Genomic DNA, 17,801 nt, shown 5'->3' with positions numbered 1-17,801 from the left:
CGGATGATCAAACAGCGCACACTCAAGAACAGCATCAAGGCAACGGGCATCGGCCTGCACACCGGTCAGAAGGTGTACCTGACGCTCAAGCCTGCACCGGTGGATACCGGTATTGTGTTCCGACGTGTGGATCTTGATCCGGTAGTGGAAATCCAGGGCCGCGCTGATCTGGTATCGGATACGACCTTGTCGACCAATCTGACCGTTGATGGTGTACGGGTAGCCACCGTTGAGCACTTGATGTCTGCCCTGGCGGGTCTGGGCATCGACAACGCCTACGTTGAGCTGAGCTCTGAAGAAGTACCGATCATGGACGGCAGCGCTGCGCCATTCGTATTTCTGGTTCAGTCTGCCGGTATTGCCGAGCAGGACGCGCCCAAGAAGTTCATCCGTATCAAGCGTGAAGTCTCGGTGACACACGAAGGCAAAACCGCCTCTTTCAAACCGTTCAACGGTTTCAAGGTAGGCTTTTGCATCGAGTTTGATCACCCGGCTTTTGATGGCCGTAACATGGAAGCCGAGCTGGATTTCTCCACCACGTCATTCGTGCGTGAAGTAAGCCGTGCCCGTACCTTCGGTTTCATGCGTGATATCGAATACCTGCGTTCGCAGAACCTGGCCTTGGGTGGCAGTTTCGAGAACGCTATCGTGGTGGATGACTACAAGATCCTCAACGATGATGGCTTGCGTTACGACGATGAATTCGTGAAGCACAAGATTCTTGATGCCGTGGGTGACCTTTACCTGATGGGCAATAGCCTGATCGGTGAATACTACGGTTACAAGTCCGGTCATTACCTCAACAACCGACTGGTCCGCCAGCTGATGCAGGAAACGGATGCCTGGGAAGTGGTGACATTTGAAGATCAGGTGCAAACTTCGCCGATTTCCTACTATCAGCCCCTTGCGGCTGTTTGAGTCGAAATGCTCCGAAAAGCCAGCTTTTTAGCTGGCTTTTTACGTTATTTGGGCCTCTATCCTCCTTTGGTCTGCACAGATCAAATTTCTGCCGCGTTGACATTCAACTATTCGCCCCAATACAGGTAGAATGTCGTATCCATTTTTCTGGCAAGGGCCGCTGCGTTGCAGATACAGGTCTTTGCATTCAAACGGTTAAAAGTCGAATTATGCTGTCACTGTTCAAGAAGATACTGGGAAGTAAAAACGATCGTGAGCTGAAGCGACTGAGCAAAGTCGTCAAGCAGATCAACGAGCTGGAAGCGAATTTTGAGGCTCTCTCCGATGAAGAGCTCAAAGGACAGACGGTTGCTTTCCGTGAACGGCTTGAGCAGGGCGAGTCACTGGACAAGCTGATGCCGGAAGCCTTTGCTGCGGTTCGTGAAGCGTCCAAGCGTGTCATGGGCATGCGCCATTTCGATGTGCAGCTGATTGGCGGCATGGTCCTGAACGACGGCAAGGTTGCCGAGATGAAGACCGGTGAGGGTAAAACCCTGGTGGCGACACTGGCGGTATACCTGAATGCGCTGCCGGCCAAGGGCGTCCACGTGGTTACCGTGAACGATTACCTGGCTCAGCGTGATGCCAACTGGATGCGTCCCCTGTATGAATCACTGGGCCTGAGTGTCGGTGTGGTGTTCTCCGGGCAGGATCCGGAGTCCAAGCGAGCTGCCTACGCCAGTGACATCACCTACGGCACCAACAACGAATTCGGCTTTGACTACCTGCGCGACAACATGGCATTCAGTGTTGCCGAGAAAGTGCAGCGTGATTTTCACTTTGCCGTGGTCGATGAAGTGGACTCCATCCTGATCGATGAGGCGCGTACGCCGCTGATCATCTCTGGTCCGGCTGAAGACAGCTCCGCGACCTACCACAAAATCAACCAGCTGATCCCGAGCCTGCAGCAGTTCCATGGCGAGATTGATCCCAAGGACACCGAGCAGGTGATCGACGAGCACTTTGTCGTCGATGAAAAGAACCGCACCGTTGAATTGACCGAGTCCGGCCACCAGCTGGTGGAAGATCTGCTGATCGAACATGAAATGCTGCAGGAAGGCGAGAGCCTCTATGCACCGCAGAACCTTAACCTGCTGCACCATGTGCTGGCCGGTCTGCGCGCGCACTACCTGTTCCAGCGTGACCGCGACTACATTCTGCAAAATGGCCAGGTGGTGATCGTTGACGAACATACCGGTCGTATCATGCCGGGTCGTCGCTGGTCAGAAGGTCTGCACCAGGCGGTTGAAGCCAAAGAAGGCGTGGACATCCAGATGGAAAGCCAGACTCTGGCATCCACGACTTTCCAGAACTACTTCCGCCTGTACGAAAAGCTGTCCGGCATGACCGGTACCGCCGATACCGAAGCCTTCGAGCTGCGCCAGATCTATGGTCTGGATGTGGTGGTTATTCCCACCAACCGTCCGATCCAGCGTAAGGATTACAACGATATCGTCTTCCTCACCATGGAAGAGAAATATCAGGCGATCGTTAAAGAGATTCGCTACTGCCGCGAGCATAACCGTCCGGTACTGGTGGGTACGGCTTCTGTTGAGTCGTCCGAGCTGCTGTCGGCGCTGCTGAAAAAGGAAAAGATCCAGCACAACGTGCTGAACGCCAAAAACCATAAGGGTGAGGCGGGCGTGATTGCCGAAGCCGGTCGCCCGGGTGCGGTCACCATCGCCACCAACATGGCCGGTCGTGGTACCGACATCATGCTGGGTGGCAAGCTGGAAGCGGAACTGGCAGATCTGGGCGAAGGCGCCAGTGAAGCTCAGCTTGAGCAGGGGCGTGAAGAATGGCGTGTGCGCCACGAAACCGTGCTGGAAGCGGGTGGTCTGCATATTATCGGTACCGAGCGACACGAATCCCGTCGTATCGATAACCAGTTGCGTGGTCGTGCCGGCCGTCAGGGTGACCCGGGTTCTTCCCGTTTCTTCCTGTCACTGGAAGACGACCTCATGCGTATCTTTGCCTCCGAGCGTGTGCGTCAGTTCATGCAGGCGCTGGGCATGGAGAAGGGCGAGGCGATCGAGCACAAGATGGTCACCAATGCCATCGAGAAGGCTCAGCGCAAGGTCGAAGGCCGCAACTTCGATATTCGTAAGACGTTGCTGGAATATGATGACGTTGCCAACGACCAGCGCAGCGTGATCTATGATCAGCGTAACGAAGTGATGGCGTCTGATGATATTTCCGAAACCATTGCCTCCGTCCGTGATGAAGTGATCGAAAACAGCATCAGCGAGCACATTCCGCCGCAGAGCCTGGAAGAGATGTGGGATATCCCGGGTCTGGAAAAGGCACTGGAAAGCGAATTTGCCCTGCAGTTGCCGATTCAGCAGTGGCTGGATGAAGACGATAGCCTGCATGAAGAAACACTGCGCGAGAAGATCCGCGGTGAAATCCTGGCGGCTTACCAGGCCAAGGAAGATGCAGCCGGCTCCCAGACTCTGCGCACCTTCGAGAAGCAGGTCATGCTGCAGGTGCTGGATACATTGTGGAAAGAGCACTTGCAGACCATGGATCTGCTGCGTCAGGGTATCCACCTGCGCGGTTATGCGCAGAAGAACCCGAAGCAGGAGTACAAGCGTGAAGCCTTCGCGCTGTTCCAGGATCTGCTGGAAAATATCAAACGTGACGTGGTACGTATTCTGAGCCATGTTCAGGTACGCCAGCCGGAAGAAGTTGAGCGTATGGAAGAAGAGCGTCGTGCTCAGGCAGAACGCCAGCAGATGAACTTCGAGCACGCGCAGAGCAGCGGTCTGGGTGAAGAGCAGGGCGAAGCTGAACAGGGCGAACAGGCGGGCGAGAATGCCGAGCCGTTCAAGCGTCAGGCACCCAAGGTCGGTCGTAACGATCCTTGCCCCTGTGGTTCAGGTAAAAAATACAAGCAGTGTCACGGTAAACTGAGCTAATTTCGATTAGCCACTAGAACGAAGGAAAACAGCATCATGGCAGTAGGTCCGGGTACTTTACCCCAGTTACATCCGGTTTCAGGTTTTCGGCTTGGTATTGCATCGGCGGGGATCAAGAAGCCGGGCCGACGTGATGTGGTGCTGATGGAGCTGGCCGAGGGCAGCACCCTGGCAGGGGTGTACACGCTTAACGCTTTTTGTGCCGCGCCTGTTCGCATCTGCAAGCAGCACCAGGCGGCTTCGCCTTCGCGCTACATGCTGGTGAACACCGGTAATGCCAACGCCGGTACCGGTGAGCAGGGCATGGCCGATGCCATGGCCTGTTGTGAGGCGGTAGCCGAACGTTGTGCTGTCCCGGTGGAAGCGGTGCTGCCGTACTCCACGGGTGTTATTGGTGAGCCGCTGCCGGTCGACAAGATCATTGCCGCGCTGGATGCCGCCAAGGCTGATCTGTCAGAAGATAACTGGGAAGCGGCTGCCAGTGGCATCATGACCACGGATACCCGCCCCAAGGCTGCCAGCGAGCAGATCCAGTACCAGGGCAAGACCATTACCCTGACTGGCATCTCCAAAGGCTCTGGCATGATCATGCCCAACATGGCGACCATGCTGGGGTATGTGGCCACTGATGCCGAAGTACCTCAAGAGCTGCTGCAGCAATGGCTGACCAATGTGGCAGACCGCTCCTTTAACCGCATTACCGTGGATGGTGATACCTCCACCAACGACTCGTGCATGTTGGCAGCAACAGGCGCCAGCGGCGTTCGCATCGATGGCTCTGACTACGAGCTGGCGGCGCTGTTTACCGAAGCGCTGGAGCGCGTGATGCTGGAACTGGCACATGCGATTGTCCGTGATGGTGAAGGGGCGACCAAGTTTGTTGAAATCTGCGTCGAGTCTGCAGGTACCAGCCCGGAAGCGCTGGATGTGGCCTACACCATTGCTCACTCGCCGCTGGTGAAAACCGCGCTGTTTGCCAGCGATCCCAACTGGGGCCGTATCCTGGCCTGCGTTGGTCGTGCCGGCATCGACAATCTGGATCTGGATGCCCTGCAGATCTATCTCAATGACGTTTGCATCGTTGAGAACGGCGGTCGTGCTGCCAGCTACACCGAAGAAGCCGGTCAGGCGGTGATGGATGGTGAAGAGATCCTGATACGTGTCGTACTGAACCGCGGTCAGGTAACCGAGCGTGTCTGGACCACTGACCTGTCCCACGATTACGTCAGTATCAACGCCGATTACCGCAGCTGATCCATGTCCAAACTGATCCATGTCGCCGCGGCCGTCATTCGTGACCGCCGCGGTCGTATTCTTATCGCCCGTCGTCCCGATGATAAGCACCAGGGAGGCCTCTGGGAGTTTCCCGGCGGCAAGGTGGAGCCTGGTGAGCCCGTAGCCGATGCCTTGTCCCGTGAGCTGGAAGAGGAGTTGGGCATTCGGGTAACCTCTGCCCGTCCTCTGATTCTGATTCCCCATCATTATCCCGATAAATCCGTTTTGCTGGATGTCTGGGATGTGGATGGGTTTGAAGGGGAGGCGCATGGTGCCGAAGGTCAGCCGATAGAGTGGGTGTGTCCTGAAGCGCTGGATGACTTCGAATTTCCGGCCGCCAACGTGCCCATTCTGAATGCAGCACGTCTTCCCGAGCGCCTTCTCATCACCGGCGATGCCGATTCTGCGGAGAGCTATGCTCAACACCTGGCTTCTGCACTGGCCAACGGCATTACTCAGGCAATATTGCGAGCCAAGACGTTGAGTGAAGATGAGTTTGCGGCTGCCTACGCTCAGCTCAAGCCACTCTGTGATCAGTCGCGGGCGACACTGGGCGTGAATGCGTCTGTGAAGCAGGCGAACGCACTGGGAGCCGAACACCTGCACCTGACCTCGGAGCGCCTTGAGCAGCTCGAAGGGCGCAGTGAGTTCAAGGGCCGCTGGTTGAGTGCGTCTTGCCACAACGCCGAACAGATTCGGATGGCCGAACAGAAGGGGCTGGATTTCATTACCCTATCGCCAGTTAACCCTACGGCCTCGCATCCCGGTGAGCCAGTGCTGGGCTGGGATGCATTTACCGATCTCGTTGCCGAGTCGGTGCTGCCGGTATATGCGCTTGGCGGCATGACGGATGCTGATGTGAAGCAGGCGCGAGAACGTGGTGCCCAGGGCGTCGCGGCTATCTCTGCCTGGTGGTAGATAGCCAACGAAGCAAATATTAAAAAGGCCGGCCCTGAGTTTCAGGTGCCGGCCTTTTTAGTTTTGGCGTTAGCCGAATACAGGCTCAGTCTTCGATGATGCGCATGGACAGATCTACCGCGCGGCAGTGCTTGGTCAGCGCGCCGATGGAGATGTAATCGACTCCGGTGCTGGCATAGTCGAGCAGGGTTTCATCGGTAATGTTGCCGGAGGCTTCCAGCTTGGCACGGCCAGCCGTCTGGGCGACAGCGGCGATCATGCGTTCCGGGCTGAAGTTATCCAGCATGACGATATCGGCACCTGCTGCCAGCGCGCGCTCCAGCTGCTCTTCGGTTTCCACTTCAATTTCTACCGGCTTGCCGGGGTGGTTGGTGCGAGCGGTCTGGATCGCCTGCTCGATGCCGCCGCAGGCCATGATATGGTTTTCCTTGATCAGGAAGGCATCGTACAGGCCGATACGGTGGTTGGAGCAGCCGCCACAGCTCACCGCGTATTTCTGGCCCATGCGCAGGCCGGGAATGGTCTTGCGGGTATCCAGCAGGGTAACCGGGGTATCAGCCACGCGCTGGGCGTATTCGTAACTCAGGGTGGCGGTGCCGGACAGGGTTTGCAGGAAGTTCAACGCCGCGCGTTCGCCGGTCAGCAGGGAGCGGGCCGAGCCTTCCAGACGGAACAGCACCTGATCACGTTCAACCCGTTCACCATCTTCGACCAGCCATTCCACTTTCACCTCGGGGTCCACCTGACGGAACACTTCATCGACCCAGGCCCGTCCGCAGACAACAGCGGCTTGGCGGGAGATGACTCGGGCGCGCTTGTGGTCACTGGCCGGGATCAGTTCAGCAGTGATATCACCCTGGCCCACATCTTCAAGGAGAGCGGTGCGCACGTTTTCTTCGACGACAGGTTTGAGCTCGGTCAGCGTCAGCATGATGGCGGGTCTATCCCTATGGTGTACTATGGAGCGCGCATTTTAACGGAAATTGCCCCTGGATAGTATGCCGCCCGAACAGTCCCTGCACATCGAACAGCACCTTATTTGTGAAGCCGAGTATCTGCCGTCGCCCAACGCCAATGAGCGGCCGGATGGTGAAATCTCGTTGCTGGTCATCCATAACATCAGTCTGCCGCCGGGGCAGTTTGGCGGTGGCCATGTTACCGAGTTGTTCACGAATCGGCTGGACCCGTCAGCGCATCCTTTCTTCAAAGAGATTGAAGGACTGGAGGTGTCTGCGCATATGCTGATCGAGCGCGATGGCGGCATGACTCAATTTGTGCCCTTTGATCGTCGAGCCTGGCATGCCGGCCAATCCTGCTTCGACGGGCGTGAAGCCTGTAATGACTTTTCCATCGGTATTGAGCTTGAAGGTACCGATGACCAGCCCTACACGGATGCTCAATACAGCCAGCTGGCTGCGGTGACCCGTGCACTGCTTAGCGAATATCCTGAGCTGACGCCTGAGCGTATAACCGGCCATAGCGATATAGCGCCCGGTCGCAAGACCGATCCGGGGCCTGCCTTCGACTGGTTGCGCTATCGGGCATCCCTGGGATGATCTGATAATCGTTTTCAATTATTATGTGCCCCCGCAACTCTTTCGTCCCGAGGACAGCATGTCAGCTCTGCTCAGCATTGAAGGTCTCAAGTGTGCTTATCAAACCCAGACGGTTCTGTCAGGCGTAGGCCTGAGCATCGCCGAGGGCGAGATAGCCTGCCTGCTGGGCCCCAGTGGCTGTGGCAAGACAACGGTGCTGCGTGCCATCGCCGGTTTTATTACGCCGCAGGAAGGCGAGGTGCGTCTGGGTGATCAGGTTGTCAGCAGCCGAGAGCAGATGGTGCCGCCGGAAAAGCGCGGCATGGGTATGGTGTTCCAGGATTACGCCCTGTTTCCGCATTTGAGCATTGCCGACAACATTGCCTTTGGTCTCAATGGGCTCAGCCGTGCCGAAAAGCGTGAACGAGTGCAGGAAGTGCTTGATCTGGTAGAGCTGCCGGATCTCAGTGATCGTTACCCGCATGAGCTGTCCGGTGGTCAGCAGCAGCGTGTGGCACTGGCCCGTGCACTGGCCCCGAACCCCCGTCTGCTGTTGATGGACGAGCCTTTTTCCAACCTGGATACCGACCTGCGCCGCCAGCTGTCTCAGGAAGTTCGCGATATTCTCAAGCGTCGTGGTATTGCCGCCATCATGGTGACCCATGACCAGCAGGAAGCCTTCACCATTAGTGACAGCATCGGCATTCTGTCTGCTGGCCGTGTACAGCAGTGGGGCACACCTGAAGATCTCTACTACCGTCCCGCTTCGCCTGAAGTGGCGGCTTTTGTAGGCAAGGGCGAACTGTTTCTGGGCCGCATCACTGAAACCTGCGCCGTGGATACCGAATTGGGTCTGCTGGAGTTTGCCGAGCCCCTGGGTGTTGAGCCGGGGTGTGATGCGCAACTCTTCCTGCGTCCGGGTGATCTTTACCTGAGCCATGAAGGTGGCGTTTCAGGGGAAATCGTCAGCTCCGAGTTTCAGGGTAACCTGACTGCCTACCGAGTCCGCCTGGACAATGGACGTGAAGTTGAAGTACTGGAACAAGGCCTGCGCCGTTATCCCAAAGGGGAGCAGGTAGCGGTACATGTGACCGCGCATCGCCCGATCGTTTTTTCCAGCTGTCCGGTTAATCAACACGGTTGATTCAGCCGCCACCGGTGCCACCCATCGGTGCACAACCTTTTGGCATATATTCTGCAAACAACCAGCCCATGACCTGAAAAGGGTCAAATTGAGGGACGAGGCTGCACCTGGATGGTGCGATTGCTTCGGAATTTATCCTGCGCGCACGAAAGTAGTGCGTTGCGGCTGGCAGGAACGTCATTATGGGGGCATCGCAACGGATCTATAAGGTCCGTCGTCGCTACAACAAGTGGGTCGCTGACCAGACACTGGAAGATTATGCGCTGAGGTTCACCGCCCGTCAGGGGCGGCGGATGAGTATAGAGCGTGTGGCCATGACCGCGCTGGGTGCTACCGCGTTTCTGGCGCTGGAGAGCATTGCGGCTGCTGTTACCCTCACTTATGGCTTTACCAATACCCTGATTGCCATGCTGGTAGTCTGCTCGCTGTTCTTCGTGACGGGGCTGCCAATCGTGTATCACGCGGCGCGCAATGGTCTGGATATCGATCTGCTTACCCGTGGAGCCGGGTTCGGCTATCTGGGGTCCACCATCACCTCGCTCATCTACGCCAGCTTTACCTTTATCTTCTTTGCCATTGAGGCCGCGATTCTGGCAGCTGCACTACGCGCACTGTTCAGTATCCCCCTGGCACTGGGTTATCTGATCAGTGCCCTGGCGGTTATTCCGATAGTGACCCATGGCATCACCGCAATCAGCCGGTTTCAGCTGGGCACACAGCCACTCTGGCTGGTGCTTCAGGTGAGCGCGCTGGGCGTGGTGATCGTGCATGAAGCCGAACAATATGAAGGCTGGACCGGTTTCAGCCCGGAAGGCATGGCAGCAGCGGGGCAGTTTGATCTTGTTCTGTTTGGTGCTGCCGCATCGGTACTCTTTGCCATGGTGGCCCAGATTGGCGAGCAGGTGGACTACCTGCGCTTCATGCCGGAAAAAACACCTCAAAACCGTCGGCGCTGGTGGTTCTGGCTGGTGCTGGCCGGACCCGGCTGGGTGTTTATTGGCCTGATCAAAATGCTGCTGGGCTCTTTCCTGGCGTATATCGCCATTACCGAGGGAGCGGCGTTTGCTGTCGCCACTGATCCTACGCTGATGTACCAGCGGGTATTCGGCTATCTGACCCACTCGGAGGGCCTGGCACTGCTGCTGGCGGGGGTGATGGTGATCATCTCGCAGATGAAGATCAACGTGACCAATGCCTACGCCGGCTCCATCGCCTGGTCGAATTTCTTCTCCCGCCTGACCCATAGCCACCCCGGTCGCGTGGTCTGGCTGGTGTTTAATGTGACCATTGCACTTATTTTGATGGAGCTGGGCATCTACGAAGCGCTGGAAGCGATTCTGGGCGTGTTCGCCATCGTGGCGGTGAGCTGGCTGGGTTCCCTGTCAGCAGAGTTGATGATCAACAAACCGCTTGGCCTGAGCCCGCCGGGTATCGAATTCAAGCGTGCTCACCTCTATGACGTCAATCCAGTCGGTATTGGCTCCATGGCCATCGCTGTACTGGCTGGGTTGCTGGCCTATCTGGGCGTGTTTGGTGAGGAGGCGCGTACACTGAGCCACTTCATCAGTCTGGGCTGCTGCTTTGTAATGGTGCCCTTGCTGGCCTGGCTCACGGGCGGCCGTTTCTATCTGGCGCGTGAAAGTGACGAATTGAAGTTGCTGGAAGTCGGCTCACAGCAGGAGCAGCAGCGTTGCGGCGTATGTGAAAACCAGTTCGAGCATGAAGATCTGAGTTACTGCCCGGCATACGACCTGCCGATCTGTTCGTTGTGCTGTTCCCTTGATGCCCGTTGTCTGGACAGCTGTAAGCCCCATGCGCGCTTCTCCCAGCAGGTGGTAGATTTCCTCTACCTGTTTCTGCCTCAGCGTTTGGTACGCAGTGTCAATTCACGCCTCGGGCGTTTTATTGGCTTGCTGCTCAGTATAAACCTGTTGCTGGCGGGGCTGCTCGCGGTTGTGTATCGACAGATGGATCCGGGTACGCCCGAAGGTTCTGCCTTGCTGGGGCAGGCGTTGTGGGCGCTGTTTTTCATTCTCTTGATCGTGTCGGGTGTGGTGGCCTGGCTCTTTCTGCTGGCACACGAAAGCCGTGTGGTGGCGCAGCAGGAGTCCAATCGTCAGACCCGAAAACTATTGCAGGAAATTGAAGCCCACGAGGAGACCGACCGCGAGCTTCAGGCAGCGAAGGAGCTGGCCGAGCGTGCCAGTGAAGCCAAAAGCCGTTACATGACCGGTATCAGTCACGAGCTGCGCACACCACTGCAATCCATAATCGGCTACGCCCAGTTGATGCAGGGGCGCGATACCCTGGCGCGAAGTGATCGGGAAGGGGTCAAGATTATTCACCGCAGTGGTCAGTACCTGGCTGATTTGATCGAAGGGCTGCTGGACATTTCCCGCATCGAAGCGGGCCGGTTGGAGCTGCACCGAAGCGCAGTGGCGCTACCGGAATTGATCAGTCAGCTGGAGCAGATGTTCAGCTTCCAGGCAGCACAAAAGCGGGTACGTTTCATTTGTGAGCTGCCGGAACGCCTGCCTGCAATCGTGATGACCGATGAAAAACGGCTGCGCCAGATTCTGATTAACCTGCTATCAAATGCGGTTAAATACACACCTGAAGGCGAGGTGCATTTTCGTATTCGCTATCGCAATCAGGTGGCAGAATTCTGTATTGAAGATACCGGTATTGGCATCGATGCCCGCCATCTGGAGCGCATCTTTGACCCCTTCGAGCGGGTGCGTAATGCCGATACTCCCAACCTGCCGGGCACCGGTTTGGGTCTGACCATCGTCAAGCTGCTGACCGATATCATGGGGGGCGATCTTCAGGTCGAAAGTACACCGGGGCAGGGCAGTCGTTTTCGCGTATCGCTGATGCTGCCCTGGGTCGATGGTGTACAGGAACGGGTTGAGCAGCAACAGCCCATCAGTGGCTATTGTGGAGCGCAGCGTCAGATCTGCATCGTAGATGATGATCCGGTACTGCGCGGGCTTTTGTCCGATTTGCTGATGCCTCTGGGGTTTCGGGTGCTGGAGGCTCATGATGGCGAGTCCTGCCTGGCATTGGTGGAGCAGGCGCAGCCTGATCTGTTCCTGCTGGATATCTCCATGCCCGGTATGGATGGCCTGACGCTGGCGTCCGAGTTACGCAGTACGGGCCACCAGGTTCCGATTCTCATGTTGTCAGCCGATGTGCAGGAACAGCGGCGTCAGCCTGCAGGTGAAGCCGTTTACGATGACTACCTGGTGAAACCGATCAGCAACCAGCTGCTGCTTGAGCGAGTCGGCTACTACCTGAAGCTGGAATGGACGCGGGAAAAAACCAGTGAGGTTGCTGCCATTGCCGATAACACGGCAAATACAGCCGGTACACCTGTGACTGAGTCCGCAGTGGCTCCTGCTCAAGCCCCGGCACAAACGCTGCCCGACCATCCGTTGCTGCGAGAGCTGAAAGGCTGCGCTGAAATCGGCTATCGCAGCGGGGTACGCAGCGTACTGGAACAGTTGGAAAATACCGACTTGTTGGGGGCAGAGGTGATGGCCCATATACACCAACTCACGGAAAGCATGCAGTTCAGCCAGCTGGCGGACTATCTGGAGCAAAAACAATGAAACAGGATGCAGTGAAGCGAGACCTGGTGCTGGTGGTGGATGATTCACCGGATGCGCTCAGCCTGATCAATGATGCGCTGGAAGCGGCGGGCATGGATGTACTGGTTGCCCTGGAGGGGCGGCAGGCACTGAATATCGCCGCGCGCATGCAGCCTGACATTATCCTGCTGGACGCCGTGATGCCTCACCTGGATGGTTTTGCGACCTGTGAAGCGCTGAAGCAGGATCCGGCACTCTGTGCCATTCCCGTCATCTTCATGACTGGTCTCACCGAAACCGAAAATGTTGTGCGTGGGCTGGATGTGGGGGGCGTGGACTATCTGACCAAACCGATTAACCCAGACGAACTGCTGGCGCGCATGCGCGTTCATCTCAATAATGCGCGCCTGACCCAAAGTGCCCAGTCGGCGCTGGATACCACCGGCCAGCACTTGATGACCGTCTCACCGGATGGCCTGGTCCACTGGGCTACACCCCAGGCCCATGCGCTTCTGGCAAGAGCCAACGTCAGCGAACTCTGGATAGAAACATCCCTGCGCCCGCAGCTGGCTGATTGGCTGAGGCGCAGCCCGGCGGTTAACGATCAGCTGGCGCTTAAAGGTCTGGATTACGCGCTGTCCGTGCGCTTGCTCAGCCACCAAAGTAACGGCGACTTCCTGTTCAAACTGGTTGATGAGCAGCGGGGTACAGGCCCGGTCCTGCTGCAAAATCAGCTGGATCTGACCACCCGTGCCGCTGAAGTGCTCTATTGGGTAGCCAACGGCAAGACCAATAAGGAGATTGGCGAAATCCTGAGTATGAGTCCGCGTACAGTCAACAAGCACCTGGAGCAGGTATACCCGGCGCTGGGCGTTGAAAACCGCACCGCTGCGGCAGGGGTCGCACTGAGGATTCTGGTACGGGAGTGAGGTTCTGGACTGTATACGGCTGATGGGTCATATTTCACAGCATGCAAAAAATGGCACTACAAGGAGGAAAAGGTGCTTATTCGAGAAGTAAGGGAAGAGGATGTCCCTGAAATTTGCAAACTGCCAACAGCACAGGAAGAGCTGTTCTATTGCTTCCCCAAGTCTGTTTTCCCTCTTGCTGAAGAGACTGTGCGTGAGTCTATTCTGACACGGACGGACTCCACCGTTATTGAAGCTGAGGGGCGCATAGTCGCATTTGCCAATTTCTACCACTGGGGAAGCGAAGTTTGTGCCATCGGTAATGTCGTAGTCAAAGCGTCCCATAGAGGTTGTGGTATAGCCCGTTTGTTGATCAGGCACATGATTGAGCTGGGATTCGATAAGCATGGTACAAACGCTATCAAAGTGTCCTGCTTTAACCGGAACGCAGCCGGTTTGTTGCTATATGCAAAGCTTGGCTTTCAACCTTGTGCAATTGAGCAGCGCACTGACTATAACGGCGAGCGAGTGGCACTGGTTCACTTTCAGTTGCAAAAAGCGGCTGCTTTGACAGTCAGATAAGGGCCTTTTCACCTTTTCATACAGTCTCAAGGAGTGAGATATGAAATTCACCAGTTTGCTCTCCGCGCTGCTGCTTTGTGTCTTGTCGACACCGGCTTTATCCCAAACGCATTGCAACACCGATACATTTGGTAATGCCGTCTGTCGTGACAGTCAGGGCAACATGTTCAGAAGCCGGACGGATGCAGCGGGCAATACTGTCTGGCGCGATATGCACGGCAACCTGTTGAGGGTTACGACCGATGCTTTCGGCAACCGAGTCTACAGGAGCCTCGATGGACTGCTCTATAGAAGTGTTACCGACCAATTCGGCAATACGACCCTTCGCGGGATAGACGGGAAAAGCGCTCATGGCAGCCGTGACAGGTTCGGGAATACGACCTGGCGAGATCAGGACGGCAAGGTTAGGCGCTGCTCCAGTTCTGCTGAAGGAAAGACTCGGTGCCGTTAGTGAAAGCACTTTTTTGCCGTTCCATGTCACACTTCATCTTGTTGTTCCGTCCTGTTCAGGACCCCTGGCTTCAAGAGAATGAACAATGACAGCACTTTCCCAACGCGCTCATCGATATGAAACTGATCACGTCCGGCATCTGCGGGCGCTTGCCTATCGCATGCTGGGCTCGCGCAGCGATGCCGAAGATGTGATGCAAGAGGTATGGCTGCGCTGGGCCGAAATCGATGAAAGCAGCATTGATAGCCCCAGAGCATACCTGTCTCGCCTTGCGACCAATCTTTGTCTGGACCGCCTCAGGTCCGCGGCTGTTAAACGTGAGCAATATGTGGGTATCTGGTTACCTGAGCCGCTGCTGGAGGATGACGATGCCATGTGTCATGGGCCTGAGCGTCAAACAGAGTTCGCGCAGGATGTATCAGTTGCTTTCATGCTGGCACTGGAACGCTTAACCCCTTTGGAGCGTGCCAGTTTTCTATTACACGATGTGTTTGATCTTGAGTTTGACGAGGTGGCTACCCGGCTTGAGCGCTCGCCTGCGGCCTGTCGCCAGTTGGCTAGCCGGGCACGCACGCATGTAAAAGCCGAGTATGTACGCTGTGAGGTTGAGGCGGATGAACACGAGCGGTTGTTCAATGCATTCAATCGGGCCGTGCAGAGCCAGGATACCGATGCGCTGGCGAGTCTTTTAAGCGAAGATGCGGTGCTTGTGGCTGACGGCGGTGGCAAAGTCACCACCATACCGCGCCCGCTGCAGGGAGGGAGTAAAATTGCCAGAACCTTCATGGGGTTTGTTAGATTGCCAAGCAGTCAAAACTGGCATTTGCAGCAGGCGAGTATCAATGGGCTACCCGGTTGTCTGGTATTTGACGGCCCCGGTGGTGAGCTGGTTCAGGCGATCATACTAATGCCTTCTCCAGTCGATCCTGGCCGCATAGGTACGCTCTACATTCAGCGCAATCCTGAAAAACTCAGACACCTTTCAGGAGAATGAAGCATGCCGAGTACCTCCGCATATATTAAATATGCGTTTCTCATGTCACACACCGCTCAGTCGATTCGTCTTTTAGGCAGGTACTTTTATCAAACCTGTCTAAAGGAAGAAAAATGTCACATACACAACCTCGACTGAACTTTATGGATCAGCTACCGGCACTGACCGAGAAGTTAATGGCATTCAGCCTGGCGGTATCCGACAGCCATCATATTCGGCCTGCATTGGCGGTTCTTGTGGACCTGCGCGCTTCCCAGCTGAACGGCTGTACCTTCTGTATCGATATGCATGTAAAGCAGGCCCGCCTTAGAGGTGAAAGGGAATTACGCCTCCACCATCTGGCGGGCTGGCGAGAATCACAGTTGTTCTCGGCACAGGAGCGTGCCGCACTGGCCTGGACGGAGGCGTTGACCTGCCTTGCCCCGGAAGGCGTGCCGGATGCGGTTTATCATAAAGTGAGGGAGCAATTCGCTGAACAGGAATTGGCGGCTCTGACGTTCCATATCATGAGCATCAATGCCTGGAATCGGGCCAATGTTGCGTTCAGAACTACTCCTGGGGCATTGGATGCCTTGTTTGGTCTTGAAGACATAGATCTGGGCTAACGTGCCTGAGTTACAGTGGATACAGGGCTGTCATGCCCTGTATCTCTGGAAAAACAGGACAGAAGAAGCCGTGTTTTTCAGCCTGACACGGGTGTTACGGGGGCTCTCAATCGCGCACCGATAGCCATCAGTCGCAAATATTTATGCCTTTAGCTGCATTGTGTGCACTAATTTAGTGCTTTATTATTACCGCCGCTTTATCCCGTCAGAGCACCCCAGAGTTACCAACTATCCTGACTCCAACCTGAATGCAGCGGCTCAGATCCGCCTGCACTCTAGTGCTCTGGCTAACATCCCCCACAGTTTCCGAGGTACTTGATGTCCTATATTCATGACACCATCACTGGCCTGATGGCCTCCAGTCCTGCGCAGACCGAGTTCTATCAAGCGGTTGAAGAGGTTCTGGAGTCACTGGAGCCGGTGCTGGATCAGAACCCCCACTATAGTGACAATTCCATTATTGAGCGCATGGTTGAGCCTGAGCGCCAGATCATGTTCCGCGTGCCCTGGGTTGATGACCAGGGCAAGGTACGGGTCAACAAAGGGTATCGCGTTGAGTTCAATTCCACACTGGGCCCTTACAAGGGCGGCTTGCGTTTCCACCCCTCGGTGAATGCCGGCATTATCAAGTTTCTGGGCTTTGAGCAGATCTTCAAAAACGCACTGACCGGTCTGCCGATTGGTGGTGGCAAGGGCGGCGCCAACTTTGATCCCAAGGGGCGTTCCGACCAGGAAATCATGCGGTTTTGCCAGTCCTACATGAATGAGCTGTACCGTCATATCGGGCCGAATACCGATGTTCCGGCGGGTGATATCGGCGTTGGCGCCCGCGAAATCGGCTACATGTTTGGTCAGTACAAGCGACTGACGGGCCGTTACGAGGGTGTGCTGACAGGGAAGGGGCTCCTGTGGGGCGGCTCTTTGGTGCGTAAGGAAGCAACCGGCTATGGTTGTGTCTACTTCGCCCAGAACATGCTCAAGGCACAGGGCGACAGCCTGGATGGCAAAACCTGTCTGGTATCGGGTGCCGGAAATGTAGCAACCTACACCATTGAAAAACTGTATCAGCTGGGTGCCCGCCCGGTCACCTGTTCAGACTCAAGCGGTACCCTCTATCACAGCGAAGGCATTGATCTGGCAACCCTGAAAACGCTCAAGGAGACGCGACGTGTTTCCCTGCGCGAGTATCTGAATGAATTCCCGCAGGCCGAGTTCATTCCGGTAGACGCGTACCCGGAAGATGGCCATGCGGTCTGGCGTTTCAAAGCGGATGCGGCTTTCCCCTGTGCCACGCAAAATGAACTGACCGAAGCCGACGCACATGCCTTGCTGAACAACGATTGCCGTTGTGTCAGTGAAGGGGCCAACATGCCGTCTACGCCTGAAGCGGTTGAGCTGTTTATCAGCAACCGCATTCTGTATGGGCCGGGCAAAGCGGCCAATGCCGGCGGTGTCGCAACCAGTCAGCTGGAAATGAGCCAGAATGCCAGCATGCAGCGCTGGACCTTTGAGCAGGTCGATCAGCAGCTGCAGGCGATCATGGCCGATATTCATACCCGCTGCAGCGAAACCGCGAAAGAGTTCGATCAGCCCTACAACCTGGTGCTGGGCGCCAATGTGGCGGGCTTCCGTCGTGTGGCAGACGCAATGCTGGAGCAGGGCGTGGTGTAACCCCGGCTGGTTTCTGCAATACGCAATCATCCAAGACCCGCTGTTTGCGGGTCTTTTCTTTTCAGGAACCAACCCACGAGAGGAAAGGCAGAGGTATTGATCGGTCTGCTCATTCATATTTCACGTACACAGAATATGTAACCGCCTTTTGACCCCTCAGCAGTCTATGTTTTCATCCGCTGGCAGGTGCTCAGAACATATTTTCCATATTTGTGCTTTAGTTAATCAGAGCGTGTTGGAACGGCTCTTTCAC

At 56.2% G+C, this 17,801-nt stretch carries 14 protein-coding genes; 12 read left to right on the top strand and 2 right to left on the bottom strand.

Going from position 1 to position 17,801, the window contains the following annotated elements; all coding sequences use genetic code 11:
- Nucleotides 1-3 precede the first annotated feature (3 nt).
- The 4 genes from lpxC (at nt 4) to BW956_RS00775 (ending at nt 6,068) form a co-directional block, all read left to right on the top strand.
- Nucleotides 4-918 carry a UDP-3-O-acyl-N-acetylglucosamine deacetylase gene (gene lpxC / locus BW956_RS00790; RefSeq protein ID WP_010321705.1) on the top strand — a complete coding sequence of 305 codons (915 nt, stop codon included), beginning with the start codon at nt 4-6 and terminating at the stop codon, nt 916-918.
- A gap of 206 nt (nt 919-1,124) precedes the next feature.
- Nucleotides 1,125-3,875, top strand: a complete 2,751-nt coding sequence (secA, locus tag BW956_RS00785) for a preprotein translocase subunit SecA (RefSeq protein WP_029510921.1) — start codon at nt 1,125-1,127, stop codon at nt 3,873-3,875.
- A gap of 36 nt (nt 3,876-3,911) precedes the next feature.
- Nucleotides 3,912-5,129 (top strand): bifunctional glutamate N-acetyltransferase/amino-acid acetyltransferase ArgJ, encoded by a 1,218-nt coding sequence (gene argJ / locus BW956_RS00780; RefSeq protein WP_010321703.1) that lies wholly within the window; start codon nt 3,912-3,914, stop codon nt 5,127-5,129.
- 3 nt (nt 5,130-5,132) lie between these two features.
- Nucleotides 5,133-6,068, top strand: a complete 936-nt coding sequence (locus tag BW956_RS00775) for a Nudix family hydrolase (RefSeq protein ID WP_076460079.1) — start codon at nt 5,133-5,135, stop codon at nt 6,066-6,068.
- Between the two features lie 85 nt (nt 6,069-6,153).
- Here BW956_RS00775 and nadC read toward each other — a convergent pair whose 3' ends face one another.
- Entirely contained in the window at nt 6,154-6,999 is an 846-nt protein-coding gene (gene nadC, locus BW956_RS00770) for a carboxylating nicotinate-nucleotide diphosphorylase (protein ID WP_076460077.1), read from the bottom strand.
- 67 nt (nt 7,000-7,066) lie between these two features.
- Between nadC and ampD the strand changes: the two genes are divergently transcribed.
- The 5 genes from ampD to BW956_RS00745 all read left to right on the top strand — a co-directional run bounded on the left by ampD (nt 7,067) and on the right by BW956_RS00745 (nt 13,827).
- On the top strand, nt 7,067-7,624 hold the full coding sequence (gene ampD / locus BW956_RS00765) for a 1,6-anhydro-N-acetylmuramyl-L-alanine amidase AmpD (RefSeq protein ID WP_076460076.1): 558 nt from the start codon (nt 7,067-7,069) through the stop codon (nt 7,622-7,624).
- A gap of 58 nt (nt 7,625-7,682) precedes the next feature.
- Nucleotides 7,683-8,747 (top strand): ABC transporter ATP-binding protein, encoded by a 1,065-nt coding sequence (locus BW956_RS00760; protein WP_076460074.1) that lies wholly within the window; start codon nt 7,683-7,685, stop codon nt 8,745-8,747.
- A 182-nt stretch (nt 8,748-8,929) separates the two neighbouring features.
- Nucleotides 8,930-12,358: an ATP-binding protein gene (locus tag BW956_RS00755; RefSeq protein WP_076460073.1), complete on the top strand. Its 3,429-nt coding sequence runs from the start codon at nt 8,930-8,932 to the stop codon at nt 12,356-12,358.
- On the top strand, nt 12,355-13,266 hold the full coding sequence (locus BW956_RS00750; protein WP_076460071.1) for a response regulator transcription factor: 912 nt from the start codon (nt 12,355-12,357) through the stop codon (nt 13,264-13,266). The genes BW956_RS00755 and BW956_RS00750 overlap by 4 nt, the downstream gene beginning before the upstream one ends.
- A gap of 72 nt (nt 13,267-13,338) precedes the next feature.
- A complete protein-coding gene (locus BW956_RS00745; RefSeq protein WP_076460070.1) occupies nt 13,339-13,827 on the top strand; it encodes a GNAT family N-acetyltransferase in 489 nt (162 codons plus the stop codon).
- A gap of 97 nt (nt 13,828-13,924) precedes the next feature.
- Here the strand turns inward: BW956_RS00745 and BW956_RS22155 are convergent, their stop codons facing one another.
- Entirely contained in the window at nt 13,925-14,179 is a 255-nt protein-coding gene (locus tag BW956_RS22155) for a hypothetical protein (protein ID WP_139327100.1), read from the bottom strand.
- 184 nt (nt 14,180-14,363) lie between these two features.
- On the opposite strand from BW956_RS22155, the gene sigJ reads away from it, so the two are divergent.
- The 3 genes from sigJ (at nt 14,364) to gdhA (ending at nt 17,548) form a co-directional block, all read left to right on the top strand.
- Entirely contained in the window at nt 14,364-15,272 is a 909-nt protein-coding gene (sigJ, locus tag BW956_RS00735; RefSeq protein ID WP_076460067.1) for an RNA polymerase sigma factor SigJ, read from the top strand.
- Nucleotides 15,273-15,385: 113 nt separating this feature from the next.
- Complete coding sequence (locus tag BW956_RS00730; RefSeq protein WP_076460065.1) at nt 15,386-15,877, top strand: carboxymuconolactone decarboxylase family protein; 492 nt, start codon at nt 15,386-15,388, stop codon at nt 15,875-15,877.
- Nucleotides 15,878-16,195: 318 nt separating this feature from the next.
- Entirely contained in the window at nt 16,196-17,548 is a 1,353-nt protein-coding gene (gene gdhA / locus BW956_RS00725; RefSeq protein WP_076460063.1) for an NADP-specific glutamate dehydrogenase, read from the top strand.
- Nucleotides 17,549-17,801: the final 253 nt, after the last annotated feature.

The sequence above is a fragment of the Marinobacterium stanieri genome (genome assembly GCF_900155945.1).
Classification (GTDB): Bacteria; Pseudomonadota; Gammaproteobacteria; order Pseudomonadales; family Balneatricaceae; genus Marinobacterium; species Marinobacterium stanieri.
Note: the sequence above shows the minus strand (reverse complement) of the source record. Positions and strands in the feature narration are given on the sequence as shown.